Below are 17,714 nucleotides of genomic sequence, written 5' to 3' on the forward strand. Positions count from 1 at the left end.
GATGCAGCGGCGTCGGCTACGTAAAGGACTCCTGTATGGAATCGCGCTCCTATGTCTTGTGAATGCTGCTTTTGGACTAGACCCTACCCGGAAGATCTCACAATATGTGCATGACAAGTGGGGAGATGATAAAGGATTCATTGGCGGAAGGATTTACGCCATTCGCCAATCGTCCGATGGCTATTTGTGGATGGGAACCGAAAGAGGTCTGGTCCGATTCGACGGATCCAATTTCATTCTGATTAAACGACCTCTTCCGGAGTCGCCTCCGATTAGCCCTGCGCGCGATCTCGTTACCGACGCCAGCGGGAACCTCTGGATTCGTCTCGAGGGTCCCAGCATGCTTCTTTATCATGACGGGAAGTTCGAGGACCCATACGCACGGTTCGATCTTCAGGACATTACGTTTACAGCAATCGTTCCCGACTACGAGGGTCGTGTCATTCTCTCCGGGCTAGGGGAGGGGACGTTCCGATACGGGGACGGTCACCTCGAGACAATAGTCAGCGCAGAGCAAAGTCCCGGTATTGTGATCTCACTCGCAGCAACGCGAGACCAAAGTATTTGGCTCGGCACACAAGCTAACGGCCTCTTTCGCATGAGCCAAGGACACATTTCCAAAGTTGCGCAAGAGCTCAAGGATTTGAAGATCAATGCTCTTCTGCCCGCAGACACCGGGGGGGTGTGGATTGGGACGGACAAAGGAATTCATTTGTGGGAGGGCGGTGTACTGGCTAAGCTCAACCTGCCTTCCTCGCTGAGGCAACTCCAGATTCTGACGATGATCAGAGACGATGACGCAAACGTCTGGATTGGAACGAACCATGGCATCGTGCGCATCACTCGATCCGGCGCTGTTTCGCTCGACCAACTCAACCCAAAGCCTGGATACGAAGTAACAGCAATCTATGAAGACCTGAACGGAGATATTTGGTTCGGTGGCTCGCGAGGAGTCGAGCGACTGCGAAATGGAGTGTTTACGACGTATTCGACTTCTGAGGGTCTACCGTCGGGCGGCATGGGTTCAGTCTACGCCGGCTCCAAGGGGCGGGTCTGGTTCGCGCCACTCACCGGTGGCCTGTTTTGGATGAAGGAAGGACAAGTTGGCCATGTAACTGTCGACGGACTGGAACACGATGTTGTGTATTCCATCAGCGGTGGTGACGGTGAAATTTGTGTCGGCCGGCAACAGGGCGGTCTTACTGTGCTGACGGAAGAAGGCGATTCATTTACTGCCCGCACCTATACAGAGGCGGATGGGCTTGCGCAGAACAGCGTTTATTCCGTGCACCGTGATCGCGATGGGACGATTTGGGCTGGAACGGTGAGCGCTGGTGTAAGCAGATTGAAAGACGGAAAGTTCACCAATTTTTCGGACGCGAATGGACTCCCATCCAATGCAGTCAATTCGATTGTGGAGGGTTTCGATGGCGCGACATGGTTGGCTACGCCAAGCGGTCTGGCTTCGTTTGCGAATGGACATTGGAGCAAGTACATAGCTCGTGATGACCTGTCATCCTCAATGGTTAAAACAATCTTCGAAGACACAAAGCATGTGCTCTGGCTCGCGACTTCCGGCGGCCTGGCGTTTTTATATTCCGGACAGATCCAAGTTCCAGAGAATCTGCCGGAGGCGTTACGGGAGCAGATCTTCGGAGTTGCGGAGGACAGCACGGGCTCACTATGGTTTACCACCTCAGATCACATACTCCGGGTGAACAAGGATCGGCTTCTGAGCGGTGCGCTCTCTGACGTAGATGTTCAAAGCTATGGAGTCGAAGACGGTCTCCTTGGAGTAGAAGGCGTCAGCCGCGATCGTACTGTAGTTGCCGATCACCTCGGCCGGATCTGGATCTCGCTTAAGTCGGGTTTGTCCCTGGCTGATCCGATCGTCACCTCAAAAGATGCGGTTCCAACCATGGTCCGAATCGAATCTATGGCGGCTGGCGGAACCCGGGTGAACGTGCAGAACCCCATCAAGATCAGCTCTGGAATTCAGAGCATTACCTTGAATTACGGGAGTACGAACCTGGCTGTGCCGGAACGCATCCGCTTTCGCTATAAGCTCGATGGCTCCAATCAAGGCTGGAGCGAGACCGTTGCGTCAAGGCAGGTTGTCTACAATAACCTCGGCCCTGGCACGTATGTTTTCCGCATCGTTGCCTCCAACAGTGCCGGTCTTTGGAATGGTCCGGAGACTTCCGTGCCTTTCGTCATCGAGCCCGCATTTTGGCAAACATGGTGGTTTCGTGTGGCTTGTCTCGCAGCATGTTGCCTGACGGTCCTGGCGATATATCGCTTGCGTATTCATCAAGTAACGGAACGATTAAATGTCGGTTTCCAAGAGCGGCTCGCTGAGCGCACGCGAATTGCGCAGGAATTGCATGACACGCTGCTCCAAGGTGTTCTGAGCGCCTCTCTTCAGCTTGATGTAGCTGAAGACCAACTCCCGGAGGGCTCTCCCGCCAAACCTCTTTTGAAACGAGTTCTGCAATTGATGAGTACGGTCACCGAAGAAGGTAGAAATACGCTCCTTGGGCTGCGCACAAAGGAATCGGGGAACCAGAGCCTTGAGACATCCTTCTCTCGGCTGCGGCAGGAATTTTCCCTCGACTGCAAAACTGATTATCGGATTATCGTTGACAGTGTGGCGCGTCCATTGCGACCGCTGATCCGCGATGAAGTCTACCGCATTGGCCGCGAGGCCCTATTGAATGCATTTATGCATGCACACGCGAACAGTATCGAAGTCGAAGTTGAATATGCGAGCAGGCATCTTAGAATATTGGTGCGCGACGATGGCCGTGGAATCGATCCTCAGGTGCTGCATTCAGGCCGCGAGGGACACTGGGGACTCGTCGGCATCCAAGAGCGCTCCGAAAAAATTGGCGGGAATCTAAAACTTCGGAGCCGTATTGGTGCAGGAACTGAAGTGGAACTGACCGTTCCTGGCTCGATAGCATTCGAAAAAGATTCGAATGGCTCTCTATTGCAGTGGTTCCGTTGGCTTCGCCAAGAGAGGCTCGAGACGCCGAAGGATGATAAAGGGAAGTGAGACCGTAAATGAACGTTGCCCCCAGAATTCGGGTCTTCTGCGTTGACGATCATCCTCTCATGAGGGAAGGCATTGCGGCGGTTATCAGAAATGAACCCGACATGGAATTGGTTGCAGAGGCATCGACGGGACAGGAAGCCATTCAGGGATTTCGTGCACATCGGCCCGACGTGACGCTCATGGATGTCCGGATGCCGGACATGGGGGGCATCGATGCATTACTCGCGATTCGCACGCAGTTCGAAGATGCCCGTGTGATCATGCTTACGACGTTTGAAGGAGACGCCGAGATTCAGCGCGCGCTGGCGGCAGGAGCGCAAGGCTACATGCTCAAAAGCTTGCCGCGAAAACAGTTGGTAGATATTATCCGCAAGGTGCATGCCGGACATAAACACATCCCTCCGGAGGTCGCTGCTCAGCTCATGGAACATCTTTTGGGTGAAACGCTGAGCAAGCGAGAGATTGAGGTCCTTCAGAAGGTCGCCGGGGGAAATCGAAACAGTGATATTGCAGCACTTCTTTTCATCTCTGAGGAAACAGTCAAAGGGCATGTTAAGCACATTATGGAGAAACTCGGTGCGAGCGATCGTACCGAGGCCGTCGCGATCGGAATCAGACGCGGAATCATACATCTCTAGCCCACTCACACTCTCGAGTATCCAGAGAATTTGCAAGTGGTATAGAAAAAGCACTCGTTCGGGGGGTCCATTCCGCTGCGAAAGAAGCTAGCCTTTTTCTGGTTCGTCTTTAAGCCCCCAGGAGGCAGCGTCTGCAGAGGCTTTTCTCAAGCTTTCCGGAGGGGTGGCCGGGTATTGGCCTTATCTTCCTGCGACTTGCTATTGCACTCAACGCAATCAATAGCGGTGTCGGCGCGCTCGTTGGGCCCGGCAGTCACACGATTGGCATTTGGGCAGGAGGATCGGTTGCAATCGCGGTTGGAGTTGTGATTTTCATCGGCTTTCTTACGCCTGCCGCAAGCGCTGCGGCAACAGTTGGTTACCTTATGAGGGGCGTTTCGTCGTTTTTGATGACTGCGGCAAACAACCACGTTAGTACGTCAACTGCCTTCAATCTGGCCGCGATGTCCGCAGCGCTCGTCTTGCTTGGTCCGGGCGCTTTTTCACTCGATGCGCGTCTCTTTGGTCGTCGCGAGATCATCATTCCTGAGGGGCGACGTTCACCTCCTCGATAATTCCGGGAATTTCAAAGCTTCAGTCAAATTGAACGCAATAGTTATTCGAACGAGAGGTAAATTGCCCCCTCAATAGTGGTATCGGATGCGCATCAGTCACGAGCGCTTAAAATACCTTCTTTTGCGGGATGTAATCTTTCGAGTTTTCCCTCATATTCACCTCAGCAGTATCGAAACCCGAAGATGGATCAGAGTTACGAATCACTCATTCTCTGAATCGGGTGAAGGTTAAATTTGGAGGTCGGATTTCGTGATGATCCATTTGGATTATCTTTCTTGTTTCCTTACCGTCCTAGCGACGGTACTGCTCGCACGAAAATCCTGGATCGGCCTCCTTGTCGCAATTGTCAACAGCTTGACCGTTTGTGTCATTGGATTGAGAACGTCACAGCTTGGTTTTATTCCAGCGAACATGTTTTGCATCTGCGTATACGCGTTCAGCATGCGGCCCTGGCTCAGAGAACAAACGCGCAAATCGAGATCAGACGCAGCAGCACGAATCACCGGTCACACCTTTTCATGATTGTGCACCTCAAACGGGGCTACTGCGTCACCAACACAGCCGATCGTCGGTCCTGAAGATAGTATCTGCAACAAAGATCGGACTTCCGGAGTAACACCATGCGTCCTGAATTAACATCGATGGCTCTCGCCCGTGAATCGAATCGCTATTTACTCATTCGGCTGATGGCGAAGGCAACTCGCAAACTGCACCGCCCAAAAACACGGTTGCAGGATACGATGAACGCCGCGTTCGAGCGGTTCGGCTGCTCAAAAAAAGAGCAGCCCACCGTTCTGCGGAAAAGCCAGCAGGTCGGAATCCTTTTGCATGATGCCCCGCAGTCGACTAGATTTCAGCACTCTCCGTTACAAAGTCAGGAGTGACAACTATGGCAACTTCATTCGCATCTCTACCATTTACCCCATCGCCGAGAAGCGCGTCATGGTGTTTCCTGCTGCTCGAGTACCTGGATGAATTCGCGACGCTGGTTTGGTATCTCGTAGCAGATGGCAAGCTTGTCGAAGATACATTCGCACGCACGATGGCGAAGCTCGATATGACTGCATTTGAATCTTCCATTCCAGCGATCGCTTACAGTCAAGCTCGAGATGTTCTCATCACCCAGGCGATTGCTGTGCTGTCGGACGCGCGGAGAGAAGAAGATGGAAATCGATTTTTTCGGCCGGCCTTTGGCAGCTTGCCCGATCACCCTCGCCTGGCATTCATGCTGAGATTGATAATCCGTTCGTCTGAAGCAGAGGTTGCGAAGTTTCTCGGCGTATCGCCATCTGAGGTGCGGGGACTTGTGAAGCATGCGATTGATCGTCTCAGCGTAGTTCCGCCTATCTCCGCAGCTATCGGTTGTTATGACGCCTAGGTGTTTTTTTTGAGATTCGCAGCCTTGTATGGAGATCCAACCTAGTTGGATTGGAGCGCCGGTAGCCAAATAATCTAAGTCGCAGGGGCCAGTCATTCGCTGTCCAGATCATAGGGGGAAGAGTGAGAGCACACCTTAAGGAAACAGGGATTTCAGACCGTAATATTCTTATGTTTGACAAGGATGTCGGTCTGGATCTGCAGAATGAGCTGAAAGAGAGTGCACAAAATCAACTGATACAGCAAGAGAGGATGTCGTCGATAGGCACGATGGCATGCTCGATATCCCACGATATGCGCCACTCCCTCTCGGCAATCTATGCGAATGCGGAGTTTCTCGAGCGTCCCGATATATGTGTTAGCGTGCGGACTGACCTGCTGATCGAAATTCAAGAAGCAGTGGTCGAAATGACAGAGCGCATTGATACACTGCTGCAATTTGCTAGTGGGGGACGGAAAAATCCGCTTGTTCATGAGCGCGTTTCCCTGATTGTCGAGAAAGCCATCGCGGCCGTGAAGTTTCATCCAGCTGGGCGGAAGATCTCCATTGAAGTCGGCAAATTCTCGCCAGCAGAAGCATTCATCGATGCGAGGAATCTTGAAAGCGCCATCTATAACTTGCTTCTCAATGCCTGCCAGGCTGCAGCGCGCTCCACTCACGTGCCTGAGGTGAGGGTCGATCTTACGGAAGGCGATGAACTGATCTACGTCACAATTTTAGACAATGGTTCCGGTATACCAGTCTCTGTTCAAAGGACGTTGTTCGATCCATACGTGACCTCGGGAAAATCCAACGGAACAGGGCTGGGGCTCACTCTGGCTCGTCAAATAGCTGAAGAGCATGGTGGTAGCGTCTGCCTCGAGGAATCGAATCGAGAAGGGACGGTATTCACGCTGAGTCTGATGAAGAACCGATTTTTAGACTAAGTTCGTGAATAGAGTTTCGTTCTGATACTGACCGAGAGCCCTCCGTAGTGGAGATGAGAAGGCGGCAACGTAACGCGCGTCGCCGCAGGTATTGTTATGATGACCCTTCATGCGTGCGAATCACTAGTAACACCTCATTAACACAGAGGATTCGCAGCGTCCGGGGGAATGACTGTGCGTTCGAGACGACCGCTTGAAATTGTCACTCTGCTTCTTGCCGCATCGATGCCGCTCTGCAGCCAAACCGCCACGCAGGCTAAGAAAAATTCACCAACTTCCATCGGTGCCAAAGGCAGTTCCGTACAGAAACCAGACAGCGCCGATTCTCGCTTGAGCTCGATCGTCGCCTCCGGACACCTCGATGATCTGCGTTGGCCAGACTTCTCAGACTACCGGCTGCATCTCACGAACTTTTACCGCCCAGCCGCATACAAACCGGCGTGGATCCGCGACGGCGAGGCCACTCCTCAGGCGATCGAACTGATCCAGATATTCAAGGACGCCGATCGAGAGGGCCTGCTGGCTGAGGATTACGACGGTTCGCGCTGGGCGGATCGTCTGGCGGTGCTCAAAGGCACACATGGAGCGGCTGACGAAGCGCGCTTCGACGCTGCACTCACTGTCTGCATCATGCGTTATGTCTCCGATGCGCATATTGGAAGAATCAACCCGCAAAATCTGGGCTTTGAGTTCGACGTCTCACATAAAAAGCTCGATCTGCCGCACTTTGTCCGCGAACGGTTGGTCAGTGGGACCGATCTACGTTCGGAGCTTGCTGGGGTCGAACCGCCCTTCCCGAGTTATCAGCGACTCCGCACCGCCTTATTGCACTACATGGAACTGGAGAAGAGCGGTGACGGAGAGAAAGTGCTCGACGTCGGCGAAGTCTCGCCGGGCGGCCAGTATGCGGGGGTAGCAGGTTTGACGAGCCGATTGCGACTGCTAGGTGACCTGCCCGATAGCGTCACAATCCCTGCTGGCGCGAAAGTTTACGAAGGCCCGCTGGTCGATGCAGTCAAACGCTTTCAGGGGCGCTTTGGCCTGCGACCAACCGGATTACTCGATTACAAGACTGTCGTCGAGATGAACGTACCGCTGAGCGATCGGGTTGAACAGATGCGCTTGGGCCTGGAGAGGTTTCGCTGGCTGCCTTACCAGTTCAAACAGCCACCGATTGTGATCAATGTTCCCGAGTTCCGCCTCTACGCCTTCAATGAAAAAAATGAAGTTGGTCTTACGATGAGGGTGAACGTGGGCGAGGACTACAACCACCAGACACCGATGTTCGAAGGCAAGATCCAGTATCTTGTGTTTCGTCCTTACTGGAACCCTACGCCGAACATCCTGCGCAATGAGATCATTCCTGACCTGGAGAAGAGTCCTTCTCTGGACGGCCTGGAGCTGGTCGGCGCCAACGAAAAAGTTGTCAGCTCTGGAACTGTCACTCCTGCGATGTTGCAAGAGGTGCGGACGGGAAAGCTGACGGTGAGGCAGCCGCCTGGTCCCGAGAACGGAATGGGACTGGTCAAATTCATCTTTCCGAACCAGCACGACGTTTATATCCACGACACCCCTGCGAGCCTGGATATGTTCTCCGAGGCTACCGAAGGGGAAGAGGGAGAGCTAAAGCGGGTGGCAAGCCACGGTTGCATCCACCTGCAGTATCCCGACAAGTTCGCAGCCTATCTTCTGCGCAACACTACAGGTTGGGACGAAGATAGGGTTGAGAAGGCGATGCACGACGGCCGCGATAACCTGCAGGTGAATCTAACTCCACCTGTTCCTGTGATGATCTTCTACATGACCGTTGTCGTCGACGAGAGCGGGGAGGTTCACTTCTTTCACGACATCTATGACCACGACCGAACGTTGAAGTTGGAGTTGGCTCATGGCTACCCGTACCCCAAATGAAGGGAAGGTTTGCGAATCGCAGGTCGTTACTGTTGTCGCAGATCGTCGCGGTCAGGGTTTGATCTCGATCGGTGTACCGTCTGCCACCACACGCCAGATCTCTTCGATCTCTGCGTTGGTGACCGCGATGCAGCCCTCGGTCCAGTCACCCAGTTGCTGAGTCGGCCCTTCGTAGTCATTTGGCAGCCCATGAATGTAGAGGTCGCCGCCGGTTGGGACGCCCAGTCTTCTTGCGCGTGCCACGTCGTCCGCGTTGGGATAGGAGATGTGAATGGACCGGTGATACAGGCTATATGCGTTATGCCGATCCAACACGTAGACGCCCTCGGGCGTCTTGTGATCGCCCTCCCTGATCTTCGAACCGACCGGATTGCCTCCGAGCGAGACGGTGTACGTCTTCAGCACATCGTTGCCCTTCATGAGCAACAGCTTCCTCTCGCCTTTCAACACGAGCACTTTATCGGCGATGGCCGACGATGGCAATGGCGGATTGTCTGCTGAAAGCGCATGCAATGAAAGAACTACGAGAGTAAAAGGCGCGAGAACGGCCAGCCGCGTGATCTTTCCCAGACGTGTTCCCAGCCACATTCGAGTTGCGCTCCGTACGAGGAAGAGATTGCGCAAGAGGCTGAAATCGCCTCCCGCCGGACAGACAAATCGCCGAGTAGAACCACCTCAGCTTGCAGTTGCTTTATAAAAGCGTACCTGAGATAGGCCAATCCCACTGAGGTGGGATCCAGCTTGGTTACTTTGGCACCTTGGCATCGGCTCAAGTAGTCCCATCCTCACTGGCTGGTGGTCAGGCAGGGTGGCTGTAAGGGTATACCCCCTCCCCCCTATACCTGTGCGTAAGTCAATTATATTCAGGTACTTGCCGAATTATCTCTTCGTAAAAATTTCATTCTAAATGGGTTACGGTCAAATATGTCCAATCAAAGGGGTTACGGCCATTTCTCCGTTCTAATATGAAAAACCCCAGCGAGTAGCCGGGGTTTTCTATGCTCTGTATCCAGTATAACGGGTTGAGGCTAACTCATACGCCACGCATATCTCGTTGGTACATAAAGGTTTGCTTGGTTTGGGGGCTTGACAGCTTCTTGACGCGTTTTCGTTGGACACGGGGTAGGAGGATGTTTAAGGTCTAGCACTCCGGCGCCGATCTGAACCGTATAGCTGCGGTAAGGTGAACGTGCTTTGCGCTGCGGGAGGGCACGCCGTTGCGTTGTGAGGTAACTGCCTTATGGGGCTTCTTCAAAGGCCTACGGCTTGGTGACGTATGGGAGATGCGGCTGTAGGTCGCGCGTGCCGCCTTTCATCCCGTCTGGGTGGACCTCATAGACCGGATTTGTGCTGCGGTCATCTTGTCGAAGAGCGAAGTCAAGGGCAAGCAGCGAAAACCTGTTTTAAAAATCTGCATCTACGACCTATTCAGTCCTTGATTCGTTTACAATTCGGACATCCTCAGTCCTATATGTATTTATGCAGGGAGAACGAAGTTTTATGCCTCAAAGATGGGCTGCGCCACAACTTACCTGCGTGCTTTTCGTGCTCTTGATTTTGACGGCGCGGGCTTTTGGCCAAGAGCCACCGTACTTCGTAACCTACTCCGACGTGCTGGAGGAGCCCGGAAACCTGGAGATTGCCAGCCAGAATATCTACAGCACACCGAAGGATCTGAATCCGTTTTATGGACAGACGGTGGAGCTGGAGTACGGCGTCACCGGATGGTGGACGACCGAGGTATATCTGCAGGGGCAGGTGACTGCACACGATTCGACTGTGTTCACTGGGTTCCGGTTTGAGAACCGTTTTCGACCGCTGCGTGAGTCGCACTGGATCAATCCGGTGCTGTATCTGGAATACGAGGACATCAACCAGGCGGATAAGAGCTTTCTGGAGATCACGGGAAATCAGGTGATTCAGGATAAGGCGGTGTCGAATGCGCTGCTGCGGGCGGATGTGGAGCGGTCGATTGAAGGGAAGCTGATCTTGTCGAGCTATTGGAAAAGCTTCAACTTTTCAGAGAACTTTATTGCTGAGAAGAATGTTTCGAATGAGCCGTGGGAGTTTGGTTATGCGGCGGGAGCGAGCCGGTCGCTGGCGAATGGGGGCAGTCCGAGAGCGTGCCGGTTCTGCCGACAGTACTTTGCGGTGGGCGGCGAGGTGTTTGGTGGGCTGGGGACGCGGTACAACTTCGGCCCGACGGGGACCTCGATCTATGCGGGTCCTACGTTCGCTTATAACGCACCGCGCAACCTGACGATCGTGGCTGGGCCTGAGTTTGGGCTGAATGACAACAGCGCGAAGGTGCTGTGGCGGCTGAAGGTGGCGTACGAGATTAATCAGTTTCGTGATTGGTTCAGGAGGTCTCGATGAGACGCTTATTTGGCACGGCGTGCGCCGTACTCTCTGCTGTTTTGTTGATGGGAGCTGCCAACGGGGCGTGGCTGAGTCGCGTCTCGAACAAGGACCACGAGCGGGTGAGCCCGTTTGCGGGAAAGCCGGACCAGTTGGAGAACGCTGCATCGGCAGGTGCACAGATCTTTCATAACGAGTGCGCCAAGTGTCATGGCAACGATGCGATGGGAATCTACGGCCGGCCAAAGCTGGTGAGTGGTCGGATCGCCGAGGCTTCGGATGGGGACCTGTTCTGGATGATGAACAATGGCGTGCCATGGAGAGGGATGCCGCCGTGGAACATGCTTCCGGAGAAGCAGCGCTGGCAGGTGGTGGCCTATCTGCGGGCGTTGAACTCTGCGGAGTCACATGCACAGTCGCCCTTGAACGAGGCTGGATCTGAAGGTGCATCGAAATGAAGATTTTTGTACGAGGCTTTATGAGTTTGCGCCGACGCATGCGAGGCGTTGTGCCGATGGTTGTGATGTTGTTCGGACTGATGCTGGCGATTGTTGGCGTGATCGTTGGTTGCGGCTCCGGCACGGCGCCTGCGGTGAGCACGGAGAATGAGGGAGCTACGCCTACGGCCGATCCGATTGGGGAGCGGCTGTTTCTCGATACGCGGTTTGCGAAGTTTTTCTTTCAGAATATGACTGCGGTGAATACGCCGCTTACGACGGGCGATCCGGTGGTGGCTGTGGTTCATACGCCGAACGGTGATCTTCCGGGGCCGTTTGCCGGATCGAGTATTAATTGCCGGTCGTGCCATTTTGTGACGGAGTTTCAGGGGGTACCGAATGCGGGCAATCGGACCTACTCGGACTTTACGACGCGTAGTCCGATTCCGGTTTTGCAGAACGGCTTCGACAACACGCCGCGCAATTCGATGCAGATGGTGAATACGTTTCGTATCGACGGCGGGACGCAGTTTCTTCACTTCGATGGCGAGTTTGCCTCCGGGGAAGATCTGGTGATTGGAACGCTGACGGGGCGCAACTTTGGCTGGGCGCCGGAGGATTACAGCACGGCGATCCACCATATTGCGACGATCATTCGGGGAGACGATGGTTCGGATCAACTTGCTGCCGACAGGAGTGACGGTCTTTCCTATGGTGTGCTGTTCAAGGGAGTCGATCCGCGGATTACTAGCGATATTTTGCTGCCGCCTTCGCAGCGTATCGATGTGGCGACTGCGACGGATATGCAGGTCGTGCAGGAGGTTGCGCTTTGCATCGCGCAGTACTTCAAGGATCTTCAGTTCAAGAAAGATAACTACCAGAGGTACATTGCTTCTCCGTACGATTTCTTTCTGAGTAAGAATCATCTGCCACGGCAGCGGCTGGTGGGTGAGTCTCCGGCTGAGTACAACACGCGGCTCTATAACGATGTGGTGGCGTTGTCGAATCCGGTGTGGGTGACGCCAGCTGACGGGACGTTTGCTTATCACGATCAGCCGTTTCAGTTTGGCCCGACAGAGCTGGCAGGATTGAAGATATTTCTGAAGGCTTCGGCTGGGGGCTCCGGGAGCGATCAACATGCGGGGAACTGTGCGGCGTGCCATACTCCACCGGACTTCACGGACTTTGCATTCCATAACAACGGTGTTGCGCAGGATGAGTACGACGGAGTGCATGGTGCGGGTGCGTTTGCGGCTCTCTATGTTCCGAATCTGACGGATCGCTCGGCTAACCCGAATGCATGGTTGCCAGAGACTCCGGCGCATCCTTCTGCCAGTGAGACGTTTCGACGTCCGGCGTTGGCATCGAATGCAGCGTATGCGGATCTGGGGATGTGGAACATCTATATGAATGCGGATTATCCGAACCCGCAGGCTAACTTGAAGGGCTTCGTTTGCGCGGCAGGGAAGGACTGCTCGGTGGATCAGGGATTGGCGTCTACGATTGCGTTGTTCAAGACTCCGGATCTTCGAGACCTGGTGGATTCGGCTCCTTATTTTCACAATGGAAGCCGAGCGCAGTTCGGGGATGTGGTGGCGTTCTACATCAAGAGTTCGGCGCTGGCGAAGGCTGGAAAGCTGAGGAATGCACCGCCGGAGTTTCAGATGATGAGTCTGTCGGATGACGACGTGAGTGCGTTGACAGCGTTTCTGCTATCGCTGACTGAGGATTACGATGACGCGTAGAGACTTGTAGCGGATTTTTGGGGATGGGGGCTTGGTTGTGCAGAGGCCGTCCATTTGTTAGTTTGGCGGACATGCCGCTGAGTGTGTCCGACGATCTGAGCAGAACCATCGAGACGCTTTACAGGTCTGAATCGGGCAGGATTCTGGCTACCCTGGTGCGGCTGCTTGGCGACCTTGATCTCGCCGAAGAGGCGATGCATGAGGCGTTTGCTACTGCTTTGGATACATGGCCTCGGGCGGGTATACCGGACAAACCGCGGCCCTGGCTGATTTCAACCGCACGCTTCAAGGCCGTTGACGGGATGCGTCGGCGGGCTCGATTCGAAGGAGCACAGAGAGAGTTGACGCACTATCTTGAGGCGCGTATCGGTGGCGCGCCTGCCGAAGATGAGATTGAAGACGACCGTCTGCGTCTTATCTTTACTTGCTGCCATCCGGCTCTGCCGGCGGAGGGACAGGTTGCGCTGACTCTGCGAGAGGTTTGCGGGCTGACAACTGAGGAGATTGCACGGGCATTTCTGGTTACGCCAGCGACGCTTGCACAACGCATCGTTCGCGCGAAGGGTGTCATTCGCGATAAGGCAATTCCTTACCGGGTGCCCGTGTCGCAGGAGTTATCGACACGGCTGGGAGCCGTGCTTCATGTGGTGTATCTGGTCTTCAACGAGGGTTATTCGGCCGAGACGACAGGAGTGGAATTGAGCCGAGAGGCGATTCGTCTCGGTAGGCTGCTGTTTGAGCTTCTGCCAGAGCCCGAGGTGATGGGCCTGCTAGGGCTGATGTTGCTGCAGGAGTCTCGGCGCGCTGCGCGAAGCTCTGCGGAGGGAGAGGTGATTCTGCTGGAGCAGCAGGATCGCTCGTTGTGGAACAGGGATCAGATTGCGGAAGGCATCACGCTCACTGAGGGAGCACTTTCCTCGCGGCGTTTCGGTGCCTACACCCTGCAGGCGGCCATTGCGGCGGTTCATGCCGAGGCTTCGTCGGCGGCGTCTACAGACTGGCGGCAGATCGTGCTGCTGTACGACCGGCTGATTCGTATTCAGCCATCACCGGTGGTGGAACTCAACCGCGCAGTTGCCGTTGCGATGTGCGAAGGGCCGGAGCAGGGTATTCGTCTTATCGATGCGTTGCTGGAGGGGGAGGAGCTTGCGAAGTATTACCTTGCGCACTCCGCTCGCGCGGATCTGTGTCGCAGGCTGGGGCAGCTTCCGGAGGCTCGTGAATCGTATGAGAAGGCGCTTGCGCTGGCTCGGCAGGAGCCGGAGCGCCGGTTTCTTACGAGGCGGCTGCAGGAGTTGAAATAAATACTGGGTCTGCTGTCGATTTTCCCCGCCCCCCGACGACTATAGGGTGAACCATCCAACGCGCATGGTTGCGCTGATCGGCATCAGTAAAAGGAGAGGTGAGATGAAATACATCTGTTTGGGATACTACAAGCCGGAAAAACACGCGGCCATGACCGAGCACGAGCGAAACGCAATGTTCGACGAATGTTTTGAGTACGACGACCATCTGCGCGCCAACGGACACTGGGCTGGTGGAGAAGCTCTTCAGCCTTCTGAAACCGCGTTGAGTGTGTATTGGAAGAATGGGAAAGTCGCGACGACGGACGGTCCGTATGCGGAGACGAAGGAACAACTCGGGGGGATCCTCATGCTTGAGGCGCGGGATATGAATCATGCCGTTCAGCTCATATCGCAGCATCCGGCGGTGAAGTATGGGTCGTCGTTCGAGATACGTCCAGCTGGCGATATGAGCGACATTATTCAGCAGAGTGAGCAGCGACGGGGAAAGGTCGCCACACTCTGAACTAAAGGAAGGATTATCGTTGTCGAGCCTCGGAGTCCGAGGCTCGGGCAACAGCGTTGAGCGATGATCAGGATCGCCAAACACAAAGGGGGAGAGCAAGCATGCCAAAAGTTCGTGTAGCCGGATTCGGTGTCTCGGTCGATGGTTTTAGTGCAGGGGTGGATCAGAGCCTGAACGATCCTCTCGGGAAGCGCGGTGCCGAGATATTTCAGTGGTTCTTTCACACAAAGTCATTCTGTGCGATGCATGGGCAAGAAGGCGGATCGGTGGATGAAGACGATGTGTTCGCTCATCGAGCGATGGATAATTTTGGTGCGTTCATCCTTGGCCGCAACATGTTTGGTCCGGTGCGCGGCTCGTGGCCAGACGACTCATGGAGGGGATGGTGGGGAGAAAATCCGCCGTATCATACGCCGACATTTGTATTGACGCACCATGAACGCGAATCACTCGTCATGGAGGGCGGGACGACCTTCCACTTTGTTACCGGCGGTATCGAAGAGGCTTTACGGCTCGCAAAACAAGCAGCTGGCGACAAGGACGTAAAGATCGGAGGGGGTGCTTCTACGGTGCGGCAGTATCTGAAGGCCGGATTGATCGATTCGCTGCATCTGGCGGTCGCACCTGTCGTACTCGGCCAAGGGGAAGCTTTGTTTGCAGGGCTCGATATGCCAGCGTTGGGCTTTCGTGTCACCGAGCACAAGGCTACCGAGTACGCAAGCCACATTGTGCTGGAGAGAGACTAGGCAGAGGATTCTCGGGGGGGTGAGAACTAGTCGATCCTTCCTCTTCTCTGAGCAGTGCGGGCTAGTGGGATCGGGGGTAATCAGGCGATGTTGATGCCGTGGTCTTCTGTCTGGCCGAATACCGAAAGAAGGTTTGTCATCTTGAGAAGATTGCGAAGCTGCTTCCCAAGGTGAAGCAACTGGAAGTCGCATCCCGTTTGGCGGGCGGCTGCGTACAGACGGACCAACGCACCAAGCCCCATGCTGTCGACGTAGGTAAGATCTGCCAAGTCGACTACTAGCGCTTTTAGCTGGGGGAGCAGGTGTTTGACCTCCTGGTACATCTCTTCGGTGGTGCCTGCTACCAATCGGCCGTGACATTTCACAACTGCTGTGTCGCCGTTACGCTCGATTTCATAGGTCAGAATTTTTGCGGCTTCTTCGGGCATCTGGTCAGCTCCTGAAAAGGTAACGAATGTTGGGCCTGGATATTTGCAGTGAGAATTTTCGCATACGGAACCAGACGCATGGATAAATTTGCAGTTTCATGGGCGTTTTATTTTCAGGAAGATGGCGAAAGTACGGACAGGGACTCTGTCACCTTACCGCTCTCACTGCGATCTGGGCCGGGCGAGCGACATTGACCTCCTGTCTGGGTTACGCTGCTGAAGAGGAGAGTGAATGAACTTTGACATTGAGAAGGTGAAGGCGCGCGAGACGTATAACCTTTTGATCGGGTTGGTTGCACCGCGGCCGATCGCCCTGGTGACGAGCATGGATGAAGAGGGCAGGATGAATGCTGCGCCTTTCAGCTCTTATAACTACCTGTGTACGGATCCGCCGATTATCGGGATGGGCGTCATGAATCGGCCCACTGGAGATTTCATTCCGAAGGATACGGCGCGAAATATCCGGCGAACGGGCGAGTTTGTGGTGAATGTTGTGACCGAGGATATAGCGGAGCAGATGAATATCTGCGCGACGGATTTCCCCGCTGAGATGAACGAATTGGAGATGGCCGGTTTTACGACCACGCCCTCAGAGATTGTGAAAGTGCCGCGAATTGCGCAGGCGCATGCGGCGCTTGAGTGCAAGGAGTTCACGACGATGGAGATCGGGAGGTCGCGGATCATTCTGGGACGGGTGGTTTCGATCTATATCGAAGATAAATTCGTCGATCCGGCAGGACCTTATGTGCTGTCGCAGGAGTTGCACGCAATTGGCAGGATGAATGGGCTGGGGGCTTATGTGAAGACGCGGGATTCGTTCTTGAATATACCGCGGATTTTTTATGAGGACTGGAAGAAGGGGAAGCGATAGGCGGCGACTACGAGAGGTATTCCTTGAGCCAGGGATCGCTGGAGTGAACGAGCTCGTGGGTGGTGCCGTCGAAGACTACTTTGCCTTCGTTAATGACCAGAAACTTTGTGCTGTCGTCGATGCCACCGTTGGGGATCTGCTCGACTTTACCGGTCTCGGAGTTGAAGCGGTTTCTCGCTAGCAGGAAGGCGTCCTGCAGCCGATGGGTGATGACGAGAGAGGTCGTGTGGGTTGCGTCGCGCTGCTTGATGACGAGGTCGATGATGGTGGTTGAGGTGATGGGGTCAAGGCCGCCGGTGGGCGAGTCGTAGAGGATGAGGTCGGGCTTCGATATGATGGCGCGGGCGATGGAGACGCGGCGACGCATGCCTCCGGAGAGTTCGGGCGGGAACTTCTCGTAGGTGTTCTCGAGAGCGACGAACTGAAGCGCTTCGACGACTCGACTGTGAACTTCTTCTTCGGGGATGTGATCTTCGTGGAGACGGTAGGCGACGTTATCTCCCACGGAGATCGAGTCGAAGAGGGCGGACTCCTGAAAGACCATACCGATGCGTGCGCGCAGCTTGAAGAGGTCGACCTCAGGCATCGTGCTTACGTCCTGGCCAAAGACTTGGATGAAGCCGGTGTCAGGCTTGAGAAGGCCGTTGACGAGCTTCATCAGAACGGATTTGCCGCCGCCAGCAGGGCCCAGGATGATGCGGGTTTCGCCACGCTGAACGGTGAAAGAGATATTCTGCAGGACAGGTTTGACGTCGAAGATGATCGAGACATCATCGACGACCACGACGGGTTCGTTCGACGCAGGGTCTTGCGGAGTTAGTCGCGGGCGGGTCTGAGCGAGGTCTGCCGTCATGGTT

Annotated in this window: 16 protein-coding genes; 13 read left to right on the plus strand and 3 right to left on the minus strand. The window is 54.8% G+C overall.

Annotation, left to right across the window (positions count from 1 at the left end; genetic code table 11):
• Position 1: 1 nt before the first annotated feature.
• From RBB82_RS18705 to RBB82_RS18730, 6 genes are all read left to right on the plus strand, one after another.
• A complete protein-coding gene (locus RBB82_RS18705; protein WP_433975413.1) occupies positions 2-3,055 on the plus strand; it encodes a sensor histidine kinase in 3,054 nt (1,017 codons plus the stop codon).
• Positions 3,056-3,063: 8 nt separating this feature from the next.
• Entirely contained in the window at positions 3,064-3,693 is a 630-nt protein-coding gene (locus tag RBB82_RS18710; RefSeq protein ID WP_433972256.1) for a response regulator, read from the plus strand.
• 305 nt (positions 3,694-3,998) lie between these two features.
• Complete coding sequence (locus RBB82_RS18715; protein ID WP_433972257.1) at positions 3,999-4,247, plus strand: hypothetical protein; 249 nt, start codon at positions 3,999-4,001, stop codon at positions 4,245-4,247.
• Between the two features lie 890 nt (positions 4,248-5,137).
• Complete coding sequence (locus RBB82_RS18720; RefSeq protein ID WP_433972258.1) at positions 5,138-5,626, plus strand: hypothetical protein; 489 nt, start codon at positions 5,138-5,140, stop codon at positions 5,624-5,626.
• Positions 5,627-5,748: 122 nt separating this feature from the next.
• Positions 5,749-6,552, plus strand: coding sequence for a sensor histidine kinase (locus RBB82_RS18725; protein WP_433972259.1), 804 nt, complete (start codon positions 5,749-5,751; stop codon positions 6,550-6,552).
• A gap of 174 nt (positions 6,553-6,726) precedes the next feature.
• Positions 6,727-8,463 carry a L,D-transpeptidase family protein gene (locus tag RBB82_RS18730; protein ID WP_433972260.1) on the plus strand — a complete coding sequence of 579 codons (1,737 nt, stop codon included), beginning with the start codon at positions 6,727-6,729 and terminating at the stop codon, positions 8,461-8,463.
• A 51-nt stretch (positions 8,464-8,514) separates the two neighbouring features.
• On the opposite strand, the gene RBB82_RS18735 is transcribed toward RBB82_RS18730, so the two are convergent.
• Positions 8,515-9,051 carry a L,D-transpeptidase family protein gene (locus RBB82_RS18735; RefSeq protein ID WP_433972261.1) on the minus strand — a complete coding sequence of 179 codons (537 nt, stop codon included), beginning with the start codon at positions 9,049-9,051 and terminating at the stop codon, positions 8,515-8,517.
• Between the two features lie 912 nt (positions 9,052-9,963).
• On the opposite strand from RBB82_RS18735, the gene RBB82_RS18740 reads away from it, so the two are divergent.
• The 6 genes from RBB82_RS18740 to RBB82_RS18765 all read left to right on the plus strand — a co-directional run bounded on the left by RBB82_RS18740 (position 9,964) and on the right by RBB82_RS18765 (position 15,558).
• Entirely contained in the window at positions 9,964-10,839 is an 876-nt protein-coding gene (locus tag RBB82_RS18740) for a hypothetical protein (RefSeq protein ID WP_433972262.1), read from the plus strand.
• Positions 10,836-11,279 (plus strand): c-type cytochrome, encoded by a 444-nt coding sequence (locus RBB82_RS18745; protein WP_433972263.1) that lies wholly within the window; start codon positions 10,836-10,838, stop codon positions 11,277-11,279. Before RBB82_RS18740 ends, RBB82_RS18745 begins: the two co-directional genes overlap by 4 nt.
• Positions 11,280-11,299: 20 nt before the next feature.
• Complete coding sequence (locus tag RBB82_RS18750) at positions 11,300-13,003, plus strand: hypothetical protein (RefSeq protein ID WP_433972264.1); 1,704 nt, start codon at positions 11,300-11,302, stop codon at positions 13,001-13,003.
• 71 nt (positions 13,004-13,074) lie between these two features.
• Positions 13,075-14,307, plus strand: a complete 1,233-nt coding sequence (locus tag RBB82_RS18755; protein WP_433972265.1) for an RNA polymerase sigma factor — start codon at positions 13,075-13,077, stop codon at positions 14,305-14,307.
• A gap of 103 nt (positions 14,308-14,410) precedes the next feature.
• A complete protein-coding gene (locus tag RBB82_RS18760) occupies positions 14,411-14,812 on the plus strand; it encodes a YciI family protein (protein WP_433972266.1) in 402 nt (133 codons plus the stop codon).
• A gap of 101 nt (positions 14,813-14,913) precedes the next feature.
• Positions 14,914-15,558, plus strand: a complete 645-nt coding sequence (locus RBB82_RS18765; protein WP_433972267.1) for a dihydrofolate reductase family protein — start codon at positions 14,914-14,916, stop codon at positions 15,556-15,558.
• A gap of 80 nt (positions 15,559-15,638) precedes the next feature.
• Here the strand turns inward: RBB82_RS18765 and RBB82_RS18770 are convergent, their stop codons facing one another.
• The gene (locus RBB82_RS18770) at positions 15,639-15,986 is read right to left on the minus strand and encodes an STAS domain-containing protein (protein ID WP_433972268.1); all 348 of its coding nucleotides are present in this window, start codon (positions 15,984-15,986) and stop codon (positions 15,639-15,641) included.
• 232 nt (positions 15,987-16,218) lie between these two features.
• Here RBB82_RS18770 and RBB82_RS18775 point away from each other — a divergent pair, with 232 nt between their 5' ends.
• Entirely contained in the window at positions 16,219-16,857 is a 639-nt protein-coding gene (locus RBB82_RS18775; protein WP_433972269.1) for a flavin reductase family protein, read from the plus strand.
• A gap of 7 nt (positions 16,858-16,864) precedes the next feature.
• Here RBB82_RS18775 and RBB82_RS18780 read toward each other — a convergent pair whose 3' ends face one another.
• Positions 16,865-17,710, minus strand: a complete 846-nt coding sequence (locus tag RBB82_RS18780) for an ABC transporter ATP-binding protein (protein WP_433972270.1) — start codon at positions 17,708-17,710, stop codon at positions 16,865-16,867.
• Positions 17,711-17,714: the final 4 nt, after the last annotated feature.

Source organism: Tunturiibacter lichenicola, from assembly GCF_051013355.1.
In the GTDB taxonomy this organism is placed as follows: domain Bacteria; phylum Acidobacteriota; class Terriglobia; order Terriglobales; family Acidobacteriaceae; genus Edaphobacter; species Edaphobacter lichenicola_F.